This window comes from Phenylobacterium sp., from assembly GCF_036495085.1.
Lineage (GTDB): Bacteria > Pseudomonadota > Alphaproteobacteria > Caulobacterales > Caulobacteraceae > Phenylobacterium.
Genome location: NZ_DASXNL010000144.1, coordinates 1 through 20220, shown reverse-complemented (window position 1 = coordinate 20220; position 20220 = coordinate 1). Strand labels below are relative to the sequence as shown.

The 20220-nt window shown below is 66.7% G+C and carries 16 protein-coding genes; 3 read left to right on the top strand and 13 right to left on the bottom strand.

What is annotated here, in order from left to right; translation table 11 throughout:
- Position 1 precedes the first annotated feature (1 nt).
- The 4 genes from VGI62_RS16390 to dusB all read right to left on the bottom strand — a co-directional run bounded on the left by VGI62_RS16390 (position 2) and on the right by dusB (position 5848).
- Entirely contained in the window at positions 2–2218 is a 2217-nt protein-coding gene (locus tag VGI62_RS16390) for a PAS domain-containing sensor histidine kinase (RefSeq protein ID WP_331505595.1), read from the bottom strand.
- An 86-nt stretch (positions 2219–2304) separates the two neighbouring features.
- On the bottom strand, positions 2305–3726 hold the full coding sequence (gene ntrC, locus VGI62_RS16385) for a nitrogen regulation protein NR(I) (RefSeq protein ID WP_331505594.1): 1422 nt from the start codon (positions 3724–3726) through the stop codon (positions 2305–2307).
- Positions 3723–4844 (bottom strand): two-component system sensor histidine kinase NtrB, encoded by a 1122-nt coding sequence (locus VGI62_RS16380; RefSeq protein ID WP_331505593.1) that lies wholly within the window; start codon positions 4842–4844, stop codon positions 3723–3725. The genes ntrC and VGI62_RS16380 overlap by 4 nt, the downstream gene beginning before the upstream one ends.
- Complete coding sequence (gene dusB / locus VGI62_RS16375) at positions 4841–5848, bottom strand: tRNA dihydrouridine synthase DusB (protein ID WP_331505592.1); 1008 nt, start codon at positions 5846–5848, stop codon at positions 4841–4843. The genes VGI62_RS16380 and dusB overlap by 4 nt, the downstream gene beginning before the upstream one ends.
- Positions 5849–5948: 100 nt before the next feature.
- On the opposite strand from dusB, the gene VGI62_RS16370 reads away from it, so the two are divergent.
- Positions 5949–7094 (top strand): bifunctional 2-C-methyl-D-erythritol 4-phosphate cytidylyltransferase/2-C-methyl-D-erythritol 2,4-cyclodiphosphate synthase, encoded by a 1146-nt coding sequence (locus tag VGI62_RS16370; RefSeq protein WP_331505591.1) that lies wholly within the window; start codon positions 5949–5951, stop codon positions 7092–7094.
- On the opposite strand, the gene VGI62_RS16365 is transcribed toward VGI62_RS16370, so the two are convergent.
- Positions 7091–9388, bottom strand: coding sequence for a fused MFS/spermidine synthase (locus tag VGI62_RS16365; RefSeq protein WP_331505590.1), 2298 nt, complete (start codon positions 9386–9388; stop codon positions 7091–7093). The genes VGI62_RS16370 and VGI62_RS16365 overlap by 4 nt on opposite strands.
- Positions 9389–9477: 89 nt before the next feature.
- On the opposite strand from VGI62_RS16365, the gene VGI62_RS16360 reads away from it, so the two are divergent.
- A complete protein-coding gene (locus VGI62_RS16360; RefSeq protein WP_331505589.1) occupies positions 9478–9969 on the top strand; it encodes a CinA family protein in 492 nt (163 codons plus the stop codon).
- Here the strand turns inward: VGI62_RS16360 and VGI62_RS16355 are convergent.
- The 3 genes from VGI62_RS16355 to lipA all read right to left on the bottom strand — a co-directional run bounded on the left by VGI62_RS16355 (position 9886) and on the right by lipA (position 11987).
- Positions 9886–10431: a hypothetical protein gene (locus tag VGI62_RS16355; protein WP_331505588.1), complete on the bottom strand. Its 546-nt coding sequence runs from the start codon at positions 10429–10431 to the stop codon at positions 9886–9888. The two genes, VGI62_RS16360 and VGI62_RS16355, sit on opposite strands and share 84 nt — an antisense overlap.
- A 118-nt stretch (positions 10432–10549) precedes the next feature.
- Positions 10550–11014, bottom strand: a complete 465-nt coding sequence (locus tag VGI62_RS16350; RefSeq protein ID WP_331505587.1) for a type II toxin-antitoxin system RatA family toxin — start codon at positions 11012–11014, stop codon at positions 10550–10552.
- Positions 11015–11021: 7 nt separating this feature from the next.
- The gene (gene lipA / locus VGI62_RS16345) at positions 11022–11987 is read right to left on the bottom strand and encodes a lipoyl synthase (protein WP_331505607.1); all 966 of its coding nucleotides are present in this window, start codon (positions 11985–11987) and stop codon (positions 11022–11024) included.
- Between the two features lie 141 nt (positions 11988–12128).
- Between lipA and VGI62_RS16340 the strand changes: the two genes are divergently transcribed.
- Positions 12129–13691 (top strand): AMP-binding protein, encoded by a 1563-nt coding sequence (locus VGI62_RS16340; RefSeq protein ID WP_331505586.1) that lies wholly within the window; start codon positions 12129–12131, stop codon positions 13689–13691.
- An 8-nt stretch (positions 13692–13699) separates the two neighbouring features.
- Here the strand turns inward: VGI62_RS16340 and VGI62_RS16335 are convergent, their stop codons facing one another.
- The 5 genes from VGI62_RS16335 to VGI62_RS16315 all read right to left on the bottom strand — a co-directional run.
- Positions 13700–15499: an ABC transporter ATP-binding protein gene (locus tag VGI62_RS16335; RefSeq protein WP_331505585.1), complete on the bottom strand. Its 1800-nt coding sequence runs from the start codon at positions 15497–15499 to the stop codon at positions 13700–13702.
- The gene (locus tag VGI62_RS16330) at positions 15496–17388 is read right to left on the bottom strand and encodes an ABC transporter ATP-binding protein (protein WP_331505584.1); all 1893 of its coding nucleotides are present in this window, start codon (positions 17386–17388) and stop codon (positions 15496–15498) included. The genes VGI62_RS16335 and VGI62_RS16330 overlap by 4 nt, the downstream gene beginning before the upstream one ends.
- A 344-nt stretch (positions 17389–17732) precedes the next feature.
- Positions 17733–19139, bottom strand: coding sequence for a dihydrolipoyl dehydrogenase (lpdA, locus tag VGI62_RS16325; protein WP_331505583.1), 1407 nt, complete (start codon positions 19137–19139; stop codon positions 17733–17735).
- Positions 19139–19615 carry a glutathione peroxidase gene (locus VGI62_RS16320; protein WP_331505581.1) on the bottom strand — a complete coding sequence of 159 codons (477 nt, stop codon included), beginning with the start codon at positions 19613–19615 and terminating at the stop codon, positions 19139–19141. Before VGI62_RS16320 ends, lpdA begins: the two co-directional genes overlap by 1 nt.
- An 11-nt stretch (positions 19616–19626) precedes the next feature.
- The coding region (locus tag VGI62_RS16315) for a 2-oxo acid dehydrogenase subunit E2 (RefSeq protein ID WP_331505580.1) at positions 19627–20220 on the bottom strand (594 nt) is incomplete at its 5' end.

Here is a 20220-nt window from a genome sequence, read left to right as displayed (position 1 = left end):
TCTAAGCCGTCACTGTTTCGGGTTTCGGTGCGGGCCGAGCCCGTGCCGAGGGTGGAAGCCGCAGGATCGCCAAGGCCCCTGGACCCTCACGAGCGTCGGTGAGTTCCAGCTCGCCGCCGTGGTCTTCCAAGATGCGCTTGACGATCGCAAGCCCAAGGCCGGTGCCCTTCTCGCGGGTCGTCACATAGGGTTCGGTGAGCCGGTCGCGGTCCTTGGCGGGCAGGCCAACCCCGTTGTCCTCGACCTCGAACTCCACACCGGCGCCGCCGGAGACCAGGCGGGCGCGTATCCGGCCCTTGGTCCGCGATGCGCGGCGCGCGTTCACCGCCTCGGCGGCGTTCTTCAGGACGTTGGTCAGAGCTTGCCCCAGCATGCGCTCGTCAGCCAGGAGCCGGACCTCTGGGATAGGCTCTTCGAGTTCGACATCGATATCTGGACTGGCCACCCGCTGGGCGAAGACCGCGGCTCGGAGCAGTTCCGAGGCATCCTGCTCGGTGAATTTCGGCGCCGGCATGCGGGCGAAGGCGGAGAATTCATCAACCATCCTGCCGATGTCGCCCACCTGCCTCACGATGGTGTCGGTACAGCGGTCGAAGGTCTCCAGATCAGCGGGTGCAATATCATTGCGGTATTTCTTCCGCAGCCGCTCGGCCGATAGCTGGATCGGGGTCAGCGGATTCTTGATCTCGTGAGCGATCCGACGGGCCACGTCGCGCCAGGCGGCGTTGCGCTGGGCGGTCACCAGGCGGGTGATGTCATCGAACGTGAGCACCTGGCCGTCAGCGATGCGGCTCGCCCGCACCCGCAGGCGCCGCGTCTCCCGCCCCCGAACGATGTCGACCTCCTCTTCCGCCTCGGCCCCGCGACCGTCCTGGGCGGCGACGGCGGCGATCTCGGGAGCGATTTCGGAAAGGCGGCGGCCATGCGCATCGGCCGCAGCCAAGCCCAGCAGCGCTTCGGCCTGGCGGTTGACGGCAGAGATCTGGCCGTCTGCGTCGAGGCCGATCACCCCGGCGCTGACCTCGGCAAGCACCGTCTCGATGAATTGCCGTCGTCGCTCGGCGTCCTCGTGGGCGGCCCTGATCGCCTCCTGCTGGGCTTGCAGGTCATGCGTCATGCTGTTGAAGGCGCGCGACAGGACAGCGATTTCCTCGGGGTCGCTGTCGGCGTCCACACGGGCGCTCAAGTCGCCGCCGGCCACCCTGCCGGCCGCCTGCACCAGGCGCGCCACCGGTCCGGAAATGGCGTTGGCCGCTCCCAGCCCGAGCCAGGCCGCCCCGACCAGCACGAGCAGGGCGGTCTCGGCATAGCTCAGGGCGAAGATGGTCTGGATCTTGCGCCGGTTCTGGGCGGCGTCGCGATAGGCGACCAGGCTTGCCTCAGCCTCGAAGAGGTGGCTGACGATGCCCTTTTCCACCGGCCGCACCACGTAGAGATAGGCGTCGGGATAGGCGCGCAGCTTGTAGACCGAGCGCATGACATCGCCGCAGTTGGCATTGCAAACCCAGATCGCGCCCTCATCGGCGGCCTTGAAGCTGGTCGGAGGCGGCATCACCAGCCCTGGGGCGTCGGTCGCCTCACCGCGGGCGAGGACTCGCCCATCCCGATCGATCAGGTAGCCGGCGGAAAATCCGTGGAAATTGGCGAGTTGCGCCAGGAAGTGGTTGAACGTGATCGGGCTTGCCTGAAGCATCGGCGCCGCTCGATTGAGGTCGCCGCCCATCGGGATCACGTGGTCGTGGATATAGTTGCTCTGTTCCTCGACGTAGGAGCGGGCCACGGTCGCCGAGTTCTCGACCACGGTCTGCACGCGCTGGCTGAACCAGTTGTCCACGCCACGGTTGACGAGCACGCCGTAGAATAAGGCGACGACCACGGCCGGAGCCACTGCGGCCATGGCGAAAAGCATGACAAATCGGACCTGCAGCCGAGCGCCGGCGTCACGGCCCCGCGCCTCGAGCAGAACCGCAAATCGCAGGAAAACGACTAGGGTCAGCGCCAGGATCAGGATCAGGTTGAAGCCGAGGACCGTGAGGATCAGTCGGCTCGCCGGGCCCAGCGGCCCGGTCGAAGGCGGCGACGCCGCCAGAAGAATCGCCAGGCCGGTCAGCGCCGCGGCGAGGCCATAGCCGCAGCCCAGCACAAGCCGGGACTGCAGCGCGCGCCATATCCGCCCCGCGCCGGCGGCGGCCAACCACGCTCGTACAGAGAAAGCCATCGGGGGGAGCCTAAGCGACTGTGCCCCAAACTCAACAACGTTGTTGCAAGGATGCGTCAGGCCGCCGCATCCGTTGCGGAATTCCCCTACTGGCGGCCCCGCTGCATCTCCACGCCAAGGTCGGAAATCTTTTTGCGTAAGGTGTTGCGGTTCAGGCCCAGGATTTCGGCCGCGCGGACCTGGTTGCCGCGAGTCGCCGACAGCGTGAGCTGGATCAGCGGCCGTTCGATCTCCTCCAGTACGCGATCGTAGAGGCCGGCTGGGGGCAGGCCATCGGGCTGGTCAGCGAAGTAGCTCGACAGCTTGCGCTCCACGATCTGGGCGAGGGTCATGGGCCCCTCCTCGCCGGCGGCGGCGGGCTGGTGGTCGGCGAGTTCGCGCTCGACGATGCGAGCGGTGATCAGGTCCTCCCCATAGAGGGCGCAGATTCGTCGGATCAGGTTTTCGAGCTCCCGCACATTTCCCGGCCAGGGGTGCTGTTTGAGACGATCCAGCGCTGAAGCGTCGATGGTCTTGGACGGCAGTCCTTCGCGGTTGGCGCGAAGCAGAAAGGCGCGCGCCAGATCCGGGATATCGTCGGTCCGATCGCGCAGAGGCGGCAGGCGCAGCGGAGCGACGTTGAGGCGGAAGAAGAGATCTTCGCGGAAAAGCCCCTCGCGGATCAGCCCGCGCAGGTCGCGGTTGGTGGCCGCAATGATCCGCACGTTCGGGCGACGATTGGTCTTCGGGTTGATCGCCGGTTCGGAGCCGTCGATCACCCGTAAGAGGCGCGTCTGAGCGTCGAGGGGCATGTCGCCGATCTCATCGAGGAACAGGGTGCCCCCGTCCGCGTCGATCAACTTTCCGAACTCGCCGTCCTCCTTGCCGAACAGCTCTGTCTCCACCCGTTCGCGGGGCACGGCCGCCAGGTTGATGGTGACGAACTTGCCGTCGCGGCGACGCCCCATGTCGTGCAGGGCGCGCGCAACAAGCTCCTTGCCGGAGCCGGATTCGCCGGTGATCAGCACGGTGAGGTCGGCCCCGACCAGGCGGGCGATGGTGCGGTAAACATCCTGCATGGGCCCCGAGCGGCCGATCAGCGGCAGTCGGTCGTCGCGAACGGCGCGGGCTTGCGCACGGGCAGCCTCAGGGTCGGCGGGGCGCGATAGGGCGCGCCGCGCCGCCGACGTCATGTCGTCGAGGTCGAAGGGTTTGGGGATATAGTCAAAGGCCCCGACCTCCGCGGCGTTGACGGCGGTGATCAGGTTGTTCTGCGCGCTCATCACGATTATCGGCAGCTTCGGCCGCTCTTTCTTGATGCGCGGCAGAACGTCGAAAACGTTCTCGTCGGGCATGACGACGTCAGTGATCACCAGGTCGCCCTCCCCTTCTGTGACCCACTTCAGGAGGGTGGCGGCGTTTCCTGTGGCGCGGACCTGGTAGCCCAGACGCGTGAAGGCCTGGGAAAGCACCAGCCTGATCGATGCGTCGTCGTCGGCGACCAGGATTTTCTTACTGGCGGCGTTCATGCCGGGACATCCTCCTCGGAAGCGATTGGCAAAAGCACGCGGAAGACTGTCCGTCCGGGCTCGGATTCGAAATCAAATAGGCCGCCGTGGGCGGCGACCAGCTTGCTCACCAGCGCCAGGCCCAACCCTGCGCCATTGGCCTTGGAGGTGACGAACGGCTGGAACAGATGCTCGCGAAGGTGAACCGGCACGCCGGGGCCATTGTCCATGACCCGAACCTCAAGCGGCGCCCCGCGCAGCGTCTGGCCCTTGGATGAGCGTACGCGAACGCCGTGGCGATAGGCGGTGTAGATCGCAATTTCCCCGCGCCCGTCGCCGCGTGAGTGGGCGGCCTCGGCGGCGTTCTTCACCAGGTTCAGGAAGATCTGGATCAGCTGGTCCTCATCGCCCAGCACCGGCGGCAGCGACGGGTCGTACTGCTCGCGCAACACCAGCCCGTCGGCCACACCATTGGCGGCCAACGCGCGCACCCGGTCCAGGACCTGGTGGACATTGAGCGCCGTGAGAGCAGGCAAGGCGTCGTCGGAGAACGCCTCCATGCGGTCGACCAGGCGCCTCACACGGTCGGTTTCGTCGACGATCAACTGCGCCAGAGGGGCGTCGTCCGCCTTGGCGCTGGACTTAAGCAGCTGGGCCGCGCCCCGGATTCCGGCCAGCGGGTTCTTGATCTCGTGCGCCAGCATCCGGCCGAGCCCCACAATGGAGCGCAGGCCGCCTGCGGCTTCCGCCCCGTTCCGCTCCGCCCCGAGGCCTGCCTTGACGCCGAGCGTGAGGAGCACGGAGCCGTCCCCCAGCGGGGCGGCTGCGCCGTCCGCCTCGAAGGGGGCGAGCCCGAAGAGGGTGATCTGGACGCCGCGCTCGCGGACCTTGGCGTTCTCTTCGATCGCGCGGTTGAGCAGCGAGACGAGGGCCGAGCCCGGCGGCAGAGCCGCGCTGAAGCGACCCCGGGCCAGCAGGCCGAGCCCCTGTCCGAACAGCGCCTCGGCGGCTTCATTGACCGCCACCAACGCCCCGGTTGAGTCGACCACCATCGCCGGGTCCGGGCTAAGCTCGAATGCGGCGGCCTTCAGCGCCAGGACGTCGACACCCAGGGACTGTGGAAGGGTGCGCCAGCTCATGCTGCCTGCCTCCGTTCCGGATCGGTCCAAAGCTCGATGAGGGCGTACTCGACCTCAGCCGGGCTCTCCAAACGGCAGAGGCGCCCGCGGGCCTGGCGCCTGGCCTCGGGGTCCGCCGGCCAGGGCGCCTGCTCCACATAGGACGCCAGGTGCTTGCGGAAGACCTTCAGCCCAAGTCGCTCGCCGTAGAACCGCAGGGCGTCGCGAAAATGGGCCAGGGCGATGGTGAGCCGTGCTGAAGCGTCAGGCGCGATGAATGCGCCGCCCGCCAGTTCGGCTTCGAGCTGCGCGGCGATCCACGGCCGGCCGTATACCCCCCGCCCGACCATGACCCCATCAGCGCCCGACAAGGCCAGCGCAGCTCTCGCGGTGTCGCCATCAACGATGTCACCATTGACGATCACCGGGATGGTGACCGCCTGCTTTACCTCGCGGACCGCGCTCCAGTCGGCGGCTCCTTTATAGAATTGGCAGCGAGTGCGGCCGTGCACGGTCACCGCGGCCACGCCCAGGGCCTCGGCGCGGGCTGCGATGTCCGGGGCGTTCTTCGAGGCCTCATCCCAGCCCAGCCGCATCTTGACGGTCACCGGCACGTCCACGGCTGAAATGGCCGACTCGATCAGGCGGCAGGCCAGATCGGGTTCCCGCATAAGGGCCGATCCGCACTGGGCGCCGGTGACCTCGCGCGCGGGGCAGCCGAAATTGAGATCGATGATCTGAGCGCCGGCCGCCTGCGCCAGGCGGGCCCCGTTGGCGATATGGCCAGGGTCGCGCCCCACCAATTGCACGACCATCAGCGGCAGGCCCTCACCGACCGCCGCGCGGCGCACGACGTCGGGCCGGCCTTTCGAGAACTCGGCGCAAGCGACCATCTCCGTGGCCGCATAGGCTGCGCCCAGTCTGCTCGCTGCACGCCGAAACGGCAGGTCCGAAACGCCGGTCATCGGGGCGATCCACACACGCCCGCCCACAGTTACATCGCGAAGTTTGAGTTCGCTGCTCATTTAATAATCATCCCCACCGCCGTGTTTTTAGGCACTTTGTGCGGTGCAGTAAAGCCCGACAAACTGGACAAGCACGGCCGCACCCCTAAACACGGGATCCATGAGGTTTTCAGCGATTGTGGTGGCGGCGGGCGAAGGCCTTCGCGCGGGTCCCGGCGAGCCTAAGGCCTGGCGGACCCTGGGGTCGCGGCCACTCGTGCGATGGTCGGTGGAGGCGCTCGCCTCGGCCGGCGCGAGCGAGGTCATCGTCGTGGTCGCACCCGATCGACTCGCCGAAGCGGCCGATATTTTCAAGACCCTGTCGGTTTGTCGGGTCATCGCCGGCGGCAAGACCAGGGGGGGTTCGGTTCAGGCGGGCTTGGCGGCTCTCTCCTGCAACGACGAGCAGCCCGTATTGGTCCACGACGCGGCGAGGCCGTTCGTGAGGCCCGCACACGTGGAGCGTCTCCTCTCAGCGCTGTCGGACGCCGACGGCGCGGTTCCCGCCCTTGCGGTGCCGGACACGCTGAAGCGGGGCCGTGAGATGATCACCGGGACCGTCAGTCGTGACGGTCTCTGGCGGGCGCAGACCCCACAGGCTTTCCGCCTGGGCCGGTTGCGGGCCGCGTACCGGGACTGGCCCTCAGGCGAGGAGCCAACGGACGACGCCCAGCTGGTCGAACGCACGGGCGGCCGTGTCGTCATGGTCGCGGGCGATCCGATGCTTATGAAGCTGACCTGGCCGGAGGACTTCTTGTTGGCCGAACAACTCGCAGGTTCGCGGCGGATCGTGCGCAGCGGTTTCGGGGTCGACGCCCATCGCTTCGGGCCCGGAGACGCCGTGATGCTCGGAGGCGTCAGGATCGAGCACGATCGGGGACTCATCGGTCATTCGGACGCAGACGCCGGCCTGCATGCCCTCACGGACGCGCTTTTGGGGGCGATCGCCGAAGGCGACATCGGCCAGCACTTCCCGCCTTCAGATCCGAGGTGGAAAGGCGCTTCTTCCGACCAATTCCTCGCTCACGCGGCCGAACGGGCGCGGGCAAAAGGCGCCTTGATACTCAACGCCGACCTGACCTTGATCTGCGAGCGGCCGAAGATCGGACCGCATCGCGACGCCATGCGCGCGCGCATAGCCGAACTCTTGGGCCTCCCGCTCGACAGGGTCAGCGTCAAGGCCACCACGACCGAAGGCATGGGCTTCACCGGTCGCGAGGAGGGCCTCATGGCCCAGGCGATCGTGTCGGTGGAGATGGCGTTCTAGTCCACGCCTCCCGGCGACAACTTTTGCTTCTGTCGCCGCCAGAGCGCGCCGACAAGGTTGGTGTAGTCGTCCGTCCACGGCCTCACCCTGCCCGGCTCGGTCGGCGTCCATCGTTTGTCTTGCGCGAAGCGGGCCAGGCCGGCGGGCGAGCGGGCGATAATCACCGCGTCCTCCGGCGAGGGCCAGCCGGCCCGATCCGTCGCAGCGGTGGGCCTGAAGTGTTGCCGAAGCGCCACGCCGCCAGCCGCGCGGGCCACGGCCTCGGCCGGCCCGTTGAGCTCGAGGTTGCGGTTCGAGAGATGCAGGATCAGCACCCCGTCAGGCTTGAGGTGGGTCAGGTAGCCCCTCACCGCCTCGACGGTCAGCAGGTGCGTCGGCACGGCGTCAGACGAGAAGGCGTCGATCAACAGGATGTCGAAGAGATCCTGCGGTTGCTTGGCCAATGTGAGCCGCGCATCGCCGAGGACGTAGTCCACAGGGCCCTTCGCGCAACGGGTCGTGTAGCTGAAGTGCGCCGGGTCGCTGGAGATGCGGATCACCAGGGGATCGATCTCAAAGAACGTCAGCTTGTCGCCCGGGCGCACATAGGCTGAGACCGAGCCGGTGCCGAGGCCGACAGCTCCAATCCTCAAGGCCGCCTTCTCCCGCTGCTGGGCCAAGAATACCTGACCGATAGGGGTGCTGGTCGCGTAGTAGACCAATGGATTGCATCGCCAGCGGGGATCGACGGCCTGGGCGCCGTGCAGCGTCGTGCCGTGCGACAACATCCACACGCCGCCGCCGAGCGCCGGCACTTCGGTGTGCGATTGGCGCAGTACGCCGAAGAAGCTGCGCCAACTCTGCGTGGTGGCTGTGCGGTCCGCCGCAGCGTTCGCGCCCATCGACAGCACGGCGATCACCATGAAGAACAACAGCGCCCGGCTTCGAATGAGGAAAGCCGAGATGACCGCTGCCCCAAGGCACACGCGAACGCCGAGTTCGAAAGCGTCCTGCTGGGTGAACCCGCCCACGATTGGCTTGGCGTAGATGTGCGGTGCTGCGAACGTGTTCAGGACGGGGCTTGCGAGGCCGCCGACCAGGCCCAGGATCAACATCGCAACAAGGAACCGGTCGACCTTGCCCTCGCCCCAGGGGCGCACCAGGCAGGAAATCGCCAGGACCAGGGGATATTCCCAGACGTTGTCGAAGATCACCGGCGCAAGGAAGGCGTTGAACGAGCCACCCACGACGCCACCGAGCGACATCCAGAAATAGAACTCCGTCAGCCGCGACGGTTCTGGTCTGCGCGCCACCAGCTCCTGGTGGCACATCAGAGCGGTCAGGAAGAAAGCGGCGAGATGGATCGGCAACTCAATGGCGAAACTGTTGTTGGTGAAGGGCAGGATCGCCGCGCAAGCAGCGACGGCGGCGCCTTGCAGGGTCAGTGTGACGTCGCGCGGGATGGCGGGTTTGGCCTGGAAGGCGATGACGAAGGTCGCGAGATAAAGCGCCAACGGCAGCACCCACAGGAATGGCGCTGAGGCGACGTCGGTCGTGATGTAGGTCGTGACCCCCAGCATCAGGCTCGAAGGGATGGCGGCCAGCGCGACCCAGACGAGCCGGTCGCGCCACGTGATCGGCAGGGCGCTGGAGATTCCGGGACGCACCGAAGCGCCGGCGCCGCCCGCGCGGATCACCACCAGCGCAAGGCTCGCCATCAAGAGGATGAAGGCGAAATAGGCCGTGCTCCATCCCAAGCGCTGCAGATGCAGGGTCAGGCCGGGCTCGACGAGGAGCGGATAGGCCAGCAGGGCCAGCAGGCTCCCCAGGTTGCTGGCGGCGTAGAGGACGTAGGGCTCTGCGCCCTCGCCTTCACCGAAGACCCGCGCATGCCAGGCCTGGACCAGCGGCGCCGTGGCCGAGAGCACCGCAAAGGGTGCGCCGATCGAGACGGCGAGCACCCCCAGCAGCCAAAGCGTCGGATGGTTCGATGAGGGTGGCCCGATGAGCTCGTTGATCCGAAGAGGCAGCGCCAGGGCTGCGAGCAGCAATCCCGCGCCGTGAAGCAGGGCCTGGGCGCGTAGGGAGCGAATCCGCTGCAGGGCGTGGGCATAGCCGTAGCCCACCAGCAGCGCCGCCTGGAAGAACGCCAGGCTGGTGTTCCAGACCGAGGGGCTGCCGCCCAACCGCGGCAACACCAGCTTGGCCACCATCGGCTCCACCAGGAACACCAGGGCGGCGCTCGCAAACACCGTGAGCGCAAAGAGCGCCGCGGCGGGCCGGGCGCGAGGAGCATCGGCGGCGAGCGTGGTCATGGATGCGGCGGTCCGGGCGAATCGTCTTGAATGGTTTGTCCCAGCGATGCTCTGGTCCAGCGAGCTTATGAGCAGTTAAGAGGCCACCTATGTTTTCGCTTGAGATCGTGACGCTGGCGCGGCTGCTGGTCGACGAGGCCAGGGAGCGTTCGCTGCGGATCGTCACGGCGGAAAGCTGTACGGGCGGCTTGGTGGCCGGCGCGATCTGCCAGGTCGCCGGCGCGTCGGACGTCTTCGAGCGGGGCTTCGTGACCTATTCAAACCGGGCCAAGCAGGAACTTCTGGGCGTGCCCGGCGATCTGATCGCCGATCTCGGGGCGGTCTCCGAGCCGGTCGCTCGGATGATGGCCGAGGGCGCGCTGGAGAACTCCAACGCGCACGTGGCTGTCGCGATCACCGGCGTCGCGGGCCCCGGTGGCGGCACGGCGATGAAGCCGGTCGGCACCGTGCACATCGCCACAGCGCGAGCCAACCACGGCCTCATGCACCGCCAGGAACTATTCGAGGTCGAGGACCGCGTGGGCATCCAGCTCGCTGCGGTTCAGTCGGCCCTTCAGATGCTTCGCGATAGGATCAATTGAGCCCGCGGGCTTAGGGGACGGCGACATAAGCTGCAGGAGGCTCTCGTTTCCATAGGCATTGCGGTAGAGGGCGACGAGCGGGGGAAAGGCCAGGAACACCGCCACGCCCGCCGCTGCGGACATGGCGTAGGTCACCATGCCGGGCGTGGCCCCGGCGTGGCTCTGTGCGGCCATGGCGACCACGCTGGAATGCAGCTTTCCAATCACGTCCCCGAAGATAAAAGCGTTCCCGAGCGTGATCGCCCGCCAGAACACCGAGGCGAACAGCAGCAGTTTCCAACCGTTCTTCGGGAGCTTGATGTGCCGATAGCCCTTTGACCAAAGGGCAAGAACGGCGATCGGCGCCAGAACGAGCAGATCGATCTGCTCGATCAGCGGAATCTCGTCCAATCGCCCCAGCACCGCGGGCAGACCCGCGGCGACCAGGACCAGATAGAGGACCGCGTAGATTTTCCAGAACATCAGCCAGACTTTCCTGCACCGTGCAGAGAACGAGCCTGGCAGTGTGATCGCCGCGAGTTGCAGAGCCGCTAACAAGCAAGGTGAAGATCAAATCCACCAAGTTTGCAAAGGTGCAAAATCAGGCGCCTAGCTTCGCCGATACGCCGTAGAGGCTTCTGGCACGGGCCTCGAAACAGGCCATCAGCCGGTCCACCGCGTGGGTGAAGTTGGCGCTCAGCAAGGCGTCCAGCAGTCGTGACTTGAACTGGAAGTCGATGTCGAACTCGACGCGGGTTCCACCCTCGTCATCGAAGAACTGCCACTGGTTGGCCAATCGCCTGAACGGCCCCGACAGCAGGCTGACATCGATCCTGCGAGCCTGGGCGTCACGACGGACACGGGTGGAGAAGCGCTCCTTGAGGAACGAGAAACCCACACCCGCCTCGGCGTCGATTGTCGCAACGCCTTCGCCGAGCGTTTGCTCGTTCCAGGTCCGCATCGAGGTGATCCACGGCACGAATGCGGGATAAGCCATGACGTCGCCGACCAGCGCGAACAGTTGCTCCGGCGTGTAGGGCAGGTGTTTGGAAACGTGGTGCTTCAAGCCCGGCTCAGGCGGCTGCCTCCCGCGCGCGGCGGGCCGCCTGCAGGCGCGCGAAGTCCTCGCCGGCGTGGTGGGAGGAACGGGTCAGCGGGCTGGCGGCCACCATCAGGAATCCCTTGGCCCGGGCGATCTCCTCCAGTGCATGGAATTCGTCGGGATGCACAAAGCGATCGATCGGAGCGTGCTTTCGCGTCGGCTGCAGGTACTGGCCGATCGTGATGAAGTCGACGCCGGCCGAGCGCATGTCGTCCATGACCTGCATGACCTCTTCCTTGGTCTCGCCCAACCCAACCATCACGCCTGACTTCGTGAATTGCTCGGGATCGCGTTCCTTCACGCGCTCCAGGAGGCGCAGGGAGTGATAGTAGCGCGCGCCGGGGCGGATCGAGAGGTAGAGCCGCGGCACCGTCTCCAGATTGTGGTTGAAGACATCGGGCTTGGAATCGATCATCTCGAAGGCCGCCGCCACGGGCTTGCGCAGGAAGTCCGGCGTCAGGATCTCGATGGTGGTGCCGGGCGCAGCAGCGCGGATCGCCCGGACGACCGCGGCAAAGTGACCTGCCCCGCCATCGGCCAGGTCATCGCGGTCCACCGAGGTGATGACCACATGCTTCAGGCCCATCTTGGCGACAGCGTCGGCCACGCGGGCAGGCTCGGTCGGGTCGAGCGCGCGGGGCTTGCCGGTCGCTACGTTGCAGAAGGCGCAGGCCCGCGTGCAGACCTCGCCCATGATCATCATGGTGGCGTGGCTCTTGGACCAGCATTCGCCAATGTTCGGGCAGGCGGCCTCTTCGCAGACCGTGACCAGGCCGTGCGTCTTCACGATCTCGCGGGTCGCGTTGTAGCCCGACGAGCCTGGCGCGCGGACCCGCAGCCAATCAGGCTTACGCAGCAGCGGCGTCTCGGGATTCGCCTGCTTTTCCGGATGACGCGGGCGGAGCGCGCCCGTGAGGTTGTCGATGACCACGGCCATTCGCCCTAAATCGTCGGTCACGGCCTTCGGATCAAGCCGTGAATGGCGTGACCCTCCGATCACCCACCGTAACCAATCTTTTCATCGGTGAAGCCGGGCGGTAGGCTTGCGGCAACAATAACAAATGGGAGGTGGTGGCTCTTGTCGCGTTCCTTTGAGGCCAGCCGGGCCGCGCAGACGACCTTGTTCGACGCCCTGGTGGCGGCGCGCCACACCTACGGCGCCAAGAAGCCGATCCTGGAGGACCAGGAACGCAATCCGCTGAGCTATACCGACCTCGTCCGGGCGGCTTTCGCCCTCGGGCGGAAGATTTCGGACTTCACGCGCCCCGGCGAGCGAGTGGGTGTCATGCTGCCGGCAAGTTCCGCAGCCGTGGTCACCTTCTTCGCCCTGCACGCCTTTGGCCGGGTTCCGACTATGCTCAACTTCACAGCCGGCATACGAAACCTGAAGGCGGCGTGCGAGCTGGCGGGCGTCAAGCGGGTGCTGACCTCCCACCGGTTCGTCGAGCAGGGCAAGATGCACGACCTGGTCGACGCCCTGGAGACGCTCACGGACGTCACCTATCTCGAGGATGTGCGCGCCTCCATTGGCTTGGCGGACAAGCTCTATGCGGCGGCGGCCGGAACCTTCCCCAAGCAGTTCCGCACACCCACCAAGCCCTCTGATGCGGGGGTGATCCTGTTCACTTCCGGCAGCTTCGGCGCGCCGCGGGGTGTGATGCTCAGCCAGCAGAATCTGGTCGCCAATGTCCGCCAGATCGCCCAGCACATCGCGCTGGATCCGGGCTGGGTGATGTTCAACCCGCTGCCGACCTTCCACTGCTTCGGGCTGACGGGAGGCGCGCTACTGCCGATCCTTACGGGCATGAAGGCGTTCCAGTACCCCTCGCCGCTGCACATCAAGCAGATTCCGCCGCTGATCAAGGACTCCGGGGCCTCGATCCTGCTGGCCACGGACACCTTCGTGAACCAGTACGCGCGCTCCGCCGAGCGTGATGAACTTTCCGGGCTGCAGTTCATCGTCTGCGGTGCTGAGAAGGTGCGCGAGGAGACCCACAATCTGATCATCGAGCGGTTCGGCGACATACCGGTGCTCGAGGGCTATGGCGCCACGGAGGCCTCGCCCGTCATCGCGGTCAACAAGCCGGACGACAACCGGCGTGGCACCGTCGGCGGCCTGTTGCCGGGGGTGGAGGCCAGGCTCGAGGCGGTAGAGGGCATCCCGGGCGGCGGAAAGCTCTACGTGCGCGGCCCGAACGTGATGGCTGGCTACCTGACGCCGGAGGGCGGCCTGGAGCCGCCGTTGGATGGCTGGCATGACACCGGCGATGTGGTCTCGATCGACGAGGATGGAGACTGGGTCAAGATCAAGGGCCGGGTGAAGCGCTTCGCCAAGATCGGAGGCGAGATGGTCTCGCTGACGGCGGCCGAGGACCTGGCCTGCGCGGTCTGGCCGGACAGCCGCCATGCGGTGCTTTCGTTGCCCGATCCAAAGAAGGGCGAGCGCCTGATCCTGATCACCGACCGCCGCGACGCCGAGGGCGGGCCGCTCCTGGCCCACGCCCAATCGATCGGAGCGCCGGAAATCGCGGTGCCGCGCAGGATTATCAAGGTCACCGAAATCCCCGTCCTCGGGACCGGCAAGACCGACTACGTGGCCCTACAACGCATCGTCGAGGCGGAACTGCGCCGCGCGGCCTGAGTCCCGGTCTAACGGTAGCCGCTCGCCTGCAATTCGAAGAGTTCGGCGTATTTGCCGCCAGCGGCCATCAGCGTCTCGTGCGATCCGAACTCCAGGATGCGGCCGGCGTCGAGCACCGCGATGGCGTCGGCCATCCGAACGGTCGAGAAGCGATGCGAGACCAGTAGGGTAGCCCGGCCCGCGGAGTCTCCCGAGCACGCCTCGGCTGCGAAGCGTTCGAACATGTCGTGCTCGGCGCTGGCGTCCAGGGCTGCGGCGGGCTCGTCGAAGACCACCAGCAGGGGTTGCTCGCGCATCAGGGAGCGGCCCAGCGCCAGCTTCTGCCACTGGCCTCCACTGAGATCCATGCCGCCCCACTTCTTGCCGAGCTTCGCGTCGAGACCTTCCGCGCTCAGGGTCGCAAGCTCCCCTGCCCCTGCCCTATCGAGCGCCGCTGCGGCCCTGTCGCGTTCGCCCAAGCGCTCCAGATGGCCAATCCCGACGCTTTCGTGCAGCGCCACCTCGAAGTTCGTGAAGTCCTGGAAGGCGGCGCTGATCCGCTGGCGCCATTCGGCGGCCTTGATCGCCGCCAGGTCGGTGTCATCGACCAGGATGCGGCCCTTCGACGCCGGGTAGAAGCCACAAAGCAGCTTCACCAGGGTCGACTTGCCTGAGCCATTCTCACCCACCAGCGCGATGACCCGGCCCGCCGGGAGTTCCAGGGAGACGTCGCAGAGGACCGGCTTGTCTCGGTCAGGATAGGCGAACGACACACCCTCGATGGTGATCCCGCGACGCAAATGGGACGGCGTAGGGGTCTCGACCTGAGCCGCCTGGGCCGCGGCGTTCGAGAAGTCCACGAGCCAGAGGTAGCGCTCCACTGTGGTCATGATGACCTGGAAGTACTGGGCGAACTGCAGGGCGAAGGTCATCTGCAGGATCAGGCCGGTCGAAAGGGTGGCCGCCAGCACAACGCCCCCTGGGCTGACCGCGCCGCGGGCGGCCTGGACCACGAGCCAGGCCATCGCGCCGACGCAGCCCAGAGTGAAGACCACGTCGCCGAGCGATGACCAGAGTGCGCCGCCCCAGTTGGCGCGCACATTCAGGTGTCGGGTCGTCTGGGTGATGTTGCGGTAGCGTTCCGCGAGTTCCCCGCCGAGGCCGAAGATTCGGATTTCCTTGCCGGCCACCGGCGATGTCGCCTGGTTGAAGATATGTCCGCGCAGCCGCATGGGTTCGGCCGTAGCTTCCTGAGCCTGCACCGCGAGCTTTCGCGCCTGTTGGCCGGCGACTGCGCGGGGAATGGCGAAGAGCGGGAGCAGCGCGAGCCACGGGTCGATGCTGACGAGGATCGCGAAGCTGCCGGCCAGCATGATTCCCATGCGTACGTTGAGCGTCACCGCCTGCAGCCCGTTAGCCAGTTGCTGGCTCTGTCCACGGATCAGCGCGATCTTGTCGGCGTGAAGCGGTCGGTCGGCGTATTCCAGGGTTGGGATCTGCGCTGTCAGGCGCACAAGCTCACCGTCCAGGTGCACGGTTATCGCCTCGATCACCCGGGGGAGCAGCCGGGCATAGATGAGGTAGCTGATCGCCGCGGCTCCCCCGATCACAGCCAGGGCGAAGCCCGCGGCCAACGCCCGCCGCGTGTCGCCAGAGGTTGCGGCCTGCACCACCCCCTGGATTTGGTAGGAGCTGACCAGCGTAAGGACCGCCCCCAGGAATTCGGTCACGATCGCGGCGGGCGCGAGCCGTGGCGCCGCGGCGAAAGCCAGGCCCAGGAGCGTGGAGGCCGTGCGAACGAGTTTGCGCACGCTTTGAACAAACTTCATTCGGAGGCTCCCTGCGGGGCGTCCACAAAGCGGGACGATTGCAGGGCGAACATCTCGGCGTAGCGGCCGCCGAGAGCCAACAACTCGTCGTGGGTCCCGAGCTCCTGGACCGCGCCGTCCTCCAGCACGCAGATGCGGTCGGCGCGCCGGACCGTCGAAAATCGGTGCGAGATCAGCAGCGTCGTCAGGCCCTTGGTCAGGTCCAGGAAGCGATCGTAGAGCTCGGCCTCGGCGCGCACATCGAGGTTGGCGGTGGGTTCGTCGAGGATCAGCACCGTGGCGCCGGCCTCCACGGCGAAGAGGGCGCGCGCCAGCGCGACGCGCTGCCACTCGCCGCCGGACAGGTCCGCCCCGCCGGTAAAATGCCGGGAGAGCGGCGTGTCCCAGCCGGCCGGCAAGCTTTGAATACGCTCGAGCACCCCCGCCCTGGCTGCGGCGCGCTCCAGCGCAGCCTGGTCGCCGGCAATGGCGAGACCGCCGAAACCGATGTTGTCCCGCGCCGGCAGGCCATAGCGCAGGAAATCTTGGAAGATCGCCGCGATACGCCTTTGCCAGTCTTGCGGATCGATCTCCCGCAGGTCGCGTCCGTCAATGCGCACCGACCCGCTGGTCGGGTCATAAAGGCGCGCCAGCAGCTTCACCAAGGTCGTTTTACCCGCGCCGTTCAGGCCCACGAGCGCCATGGAGGATCCGGCTGGAATCATGAGGTCGAGCTCCCGCAACACAGGCGCGTGGCCGCCCGCGTAGGTGAAGCTCACCTTGTCGAATCGGATCTCCCGTTCTGGCGCCGGCGGTGGAAGATTGGCGAACGCGGGGCCGTCTGCGGGCCTTGTCAGGCGTTCCAGCTCCTGGATGGAGGGAATGGCGGCGGAGCCCTGGGCGATCACGGTATCGGCCCCGTTGAGGGAGCTTAGTCCGTTAAAGCCGGCGACCGCGCGGAGGAAAACCACCAGGGCGCCCAGGCTGATCACGTGTGATGCCGCATCCGCTGCCAGGAGGCCGTAGATTAGGCCGTTGGCCAGCATGACACCTGCGGACGCAACGAGGGTGAGGCGGAAGCCGTTCGCCTGGGTTCGCTGCTGTTCATCGAGCCCTGCCTGCCATTCTCCGCGCAGCCGCCCAACCAGCCAGTCGCCGATCCCCAGCAGCCGCACGTCCTTGGCCGAGTCCGGAGCCAAAGCGAGAGTGCGGAAATACTCCGCCCTGCGCACCGCGGCGGTCTGACCGATGACGGTCTTGAGCTGGCCGGCGAAACTGCGCTGGCTGATGACCCGGAACGTCAGAAGCACCGCCAGCATCAGAGCCGCACACCACCAGTGATAGGCGATCAGCAGCGCCCCGCAGGCGAGCGCGGTGAGAATGGTCGAGAGGCGCGAGTTGATCAGCTGGTTGACCGCCGTCCCCGGCGTGTAGCCGGCGACGCCGATCCCCGCGGTCTGGGAAATCAGGTTGGCGATCGCGGGATCTTCGAGGTGGGCGATGCCCCACGGCCGGTTCACCGCCGCCATCACCCGCTGGCGCACGCTGGAATCCAGCCGCCAGCCCATGGCGGTGGCGAGCGCGGTGCGCGCGCGCGGAATCACCTGCAGAAGGATCATCAGTCCGGCCCAGGCCGCCAGAGCCTCGAGCGTCTGCCGGCCGGCCGCGGAGGACAGCCCTGCCAGCATCGTCGCGGGCAAGGACCCCACCAGAGCGCCCAGCGCCAGCATCTCCAGGGCAGGCAGTCCGGCCCCCAGGATCAACAGGACGACGACGACCGGGAATCGCCAGCCGCTGGCCGCCACGGCCATGCGCAGGGCGACGGTCACCGGCCCTTTCCACCAGCCGAGAATGACGTTCTGCGGGTTCCGGGACTGACGCGCCCCAAGGCCCACGGACAGGTCCGTCATGACCGAATCTTCCTGAGAAAGTCCGATGTCCGCTGTCTCGGTGCAAACGACCCGACGCAAGTGTCGAATGATTCGAGCGGGCTACGCCCTTCACGCGGACCGTGGGCCTCTCGAGAGCCGCGGACACTATGGCAGCGCTGATGGGGGGCTGCAACGCCGGCATGCCCGCAGTTCCGGCGCTCCGGCCGACTTGGCTGCGACCTGCGCGGCGCCAATCGTAGGCGTGAAATGCCAAATTCGCGCGACGGCCCTGGGACGTCGTTAGCTGACTTCCGGCCGTGGCGCGCATCACAGCAGCCGCCGGTTCACGGGCCGTACTGATCGACTGATCACGCCGCCGCGCGTCAGATGTGAAGAACCATCCCGTAAGCATCCAGCGAGGCCTCGTGCATGGCTTCGCTCAGGGTCGGGTGCGGGAAGACCGTAGCCTGGAGTTCCGCCTCTGTGGCCTCCAGGGTCATCGCAAGCGTAAAGCCCTGGATCATCTCGGTGACCTCAGCGCCGATCATGTGGGCCCCGATCAGGGCCCCGGTCTCGCCGTCGAAGACGGTCTTGACGAAGCCCTCAGTCTCGCCGGCCGCGATCGCCTTGCCGTTCACGCGGAACGGGAAGCGGCCGACCTTGGGTTCTCGGCCCTGCTCTTTGGCCTGGGCCTCAGTCAGACCCACCGAGGCGATCTGGGGGGTCGAGTAGGTGCAGCCCGGAATCGGGCTTTCAATGTTTGTCGGTCCAAGGCCCGCGACATGCTCGATGCAATGGACGCCCTCGTGGCTCGCCTTGTGAGCCAGCCACGGCGGCCCCGCGACGTCGCCGATAGCGTAGAGGCCCGGCACCCCGGTTGCGCCATGGCTGTCGACAACCACGTGGGTCCGCTCGATCTTCACGCCCAGGGCTTCCAGGCCCATGTCTTCCACATTTCCGACGATGCCGACGGCGACAATGGCGACGTCGGCCTCAAGGGTCTCGGTCTTGCCGCCGGCTTCGACCTCAACGGCGACCCCGGACTTTGTCTTGGTGAGCCTTTTGACGTTGGCCGGTACTCGGAATTTGAGACCGCGCTTTTCGAAGGCCTTGTGAGCGGCCTTGGAGACCTCCTCGTCCTCCACCGGCAGAATGCGCGGCAGCGCCTCTATAACTGTAACATCCGACCCCAAGGCGCGGAAAAAGCTCGCAAATTCTATGCCGATGGCGCCGGATCCGATGACGATCAGGCTCTTTGGCGCCGCTTTGGGCACGAGCGCTTCGCGGTAGGTCCAGACCCTCTCGCCGTCCGGCTCCAGCCCGGCCGCCGGAAGGGTCCGCGCCCGGGCGCCGGTCGCTAGGATCACGTGCTTGGCCTGCACCTCTCGTGAGCCGCCAGCCTTGAGCGCAACCACGACCTTGGGGGCCATACTGCCTTTTTCGAACCGCGCCGTCCCCTCGATCACTTCGACCTTGTGCTTCTTCATAAGGAAGGCGACGCCGGCATTCAGTTGGCCCGCCACCTTGCGCGAGCGGGCGATCACCTTGGCGAAGTCGAACCCGCGCTTTTCGACCGAAAGGCCGTAGTCCCCCAAATGGTCGAGCTGCTCGTAGATCTCGCCGGACTTCAAGAGCGCCTTGGTCGGGATGCAGCCCCAGTTGAGGCAGATGCCGCCTAGCGCCTCGCGCTCGACGATGGCGGTCTTAAGGCCGAGCTGCGCGGAGCGAATGGCGGTGACGTAGCCGCCTGGCCCAGACCCGATGATGACGACATCGAAGGTATCGGCCATCAGAGGAGCGCCTCGATGGCGCGATCCAGCGCCTTGGGTTCGACGTTAGGCGCGAAACGCTCGACGGCCTCGCCGTTCCGGTCCACCAGGAATTTGGTGAAATTCCACTTGATCCCTGCTGTGCCGAGGATCCCGGGCCGGGCCTTCTTCAGGTAGGCGTAGAGCGGGTGCGCGCCTGGCCCGTTGACGTCGATCTTTTGCATCATCGGAAAATCGACCTCGTAGGTCAGCGAGCAGAAATTCGCGATCTCGGAGGCGTCGCCGGGCTCCTGCGCGCCGAACTGGTTGCACGGGAAACCAAGCACCACGAAGCCCCGGTCCCGGTACTTCCGATAGAGCTCTTCGAGCCCCTCGTATTGGGGAGTGAAGCCGCACTTGCTGGCCGTGTTGACGACCAGCACGACCTTGCCGCGGTAGGCCGAGATCGGGGCCGGCTTGCCGTCGAGGGTTTCGGCGGTGAAATCGTAGATGCTCATGCTGGCAGGCCTCAGACGATCATGGTGATCGGGTCTTCGATCAGCGGCCTGAAGGCCGCGAGCCAGCGCGCGCCGGTCGCCCCGTCCACCACACGGTGATCGCAGGTCAACGTGACCGTCATGACCGTGGCGACGGCGAGCTGGTCGCCACGCACGACGGGGCGCTTTTCGCCGACGCCGACCGACAGGATGGCGCCCTGCGGCTCGTTGATGATCGAACCGAACGACTTGATGCCGAACATGCCGAGATTGGAAATCGAGAACGTACCGCCCTGGTATTCCTCCGGCTTCAGCTTCTTGGTGCGGGCGCGTTCGGCCAGGTCCTTGGCCTCGGCTGCGATCTGGGCCAGGCCCTTGGTTTCTGCGGCCCGGACGATCGGAGTGATCAGGCCGCCAGGAACCGCCACGGCCAGAGCGATGTCGGCGTGGTGGTGCAGGGCGATCCCTTCGGGGGTGTAGGAGGCGTTGGCCTCGCGCACCTGCATCAGGGCGATGGCGGCGGCCTTGATCACCATGTCGTTGACACTGACCTTGCCGCCCGACTTTTCCAGCAACGCATTGATCTTGGCGCGCGCCGCGAGGAGAGCGTCGATCTCCAGGTCGAT

Bases quoted from the DNA above. Each gene is read 5' to 3' on its own strand.
- VGI62_RS16390 (WP_331505595.1), bottom strand. From the start codon at position 2,218: ATGGCTTTCTCTGTACGAGCGTGGTTGGCCGCCGCCGGCGCGGGGCGG.
- ntrC (WP_331505594.1), bottom strand. From the start codon at position 3,726: ATGAACGCCGCCAGTAAGAAAATCCTGGTCGCCGACGACGACGCATCG.
- VGI62_RS16380 (WP_331505593.1), bottom strand. From the start codon at position 4,844: ATGAGCTGGCGCACCCTTCCACAGTCCCTGGGTGTCGACGTCCTGGCG.
- dusB (WP_331505592.1), bottom strand. From the start codon at position 5,848: ATGAGCAGCGAACTCAAACTTCGCGATGTAACTGTGGGCGGGCGTGTG.
- VGI62_RS16370 (WP_331505591.1), top strand. From the start codon at position 5,949: ATGAGGTTTTCAGCGATTGTGGTGGCGGCGGGCGAAGGCCTTCGCGCG.
- VGI62_RS16365 (WP_331505590.1), bottom strand. From the start codon at position 9,388: ATGACCACGCTCGCCGCCGATGCTCCTCGCGCCCGGCCCGCCGCGGCG.
- VGI62_RS16360 (WP_331505589.1), top strand. From the start codon at position 9,478: ATGTTTTCGCTTGAGATCGTGACGCTGGCGCGGCTGCTGGTCGACGAG.
- VGI62_RS16355 (WP_331505588.1), bottom strand. From the start codon at position 10,431: ATGTTCTGGAAAATCTACGCGGTCCTCTATCTGGTCCTGGTCGCCGCG.
- lipA (WP_331505607.1), bottom strand. From the start codon at position 11,987: ATGGCCGTGGTCATCGACAACCTCACGGGCGCGCTCCGCCCGCGTCAT.
- VGI62_RS16335 (WP_331505585.1), bottom strand. From the start codon at position 15,499: ATGAAGTTTGTTCAAAGCGTGCGCAAACTCGTTCGCACGGCCTCCACG.
- VGI62_RS16330 (WP_331505584.1), bottom strand. From the start codon at position 17,388: ATGACGGACCTGTCCGTGGGCCTTGGGGCGCGTCAGTCCCGGAACCCG.
- lpdA (WP_331505583.1), bottom strand. From the start codon at position 19,139: ATGGCCGATACCTTCGATGTCGTCATCATCGGGTCTGGGCCAGGCGGC.
- VGI62_RS16320 (WP_331505581.1), bottom strand. From the start codon at position 19,615: ATGAGCATCTACGATTTCACCGCCGAAACCCTCGACGGCAAGCCGGCC.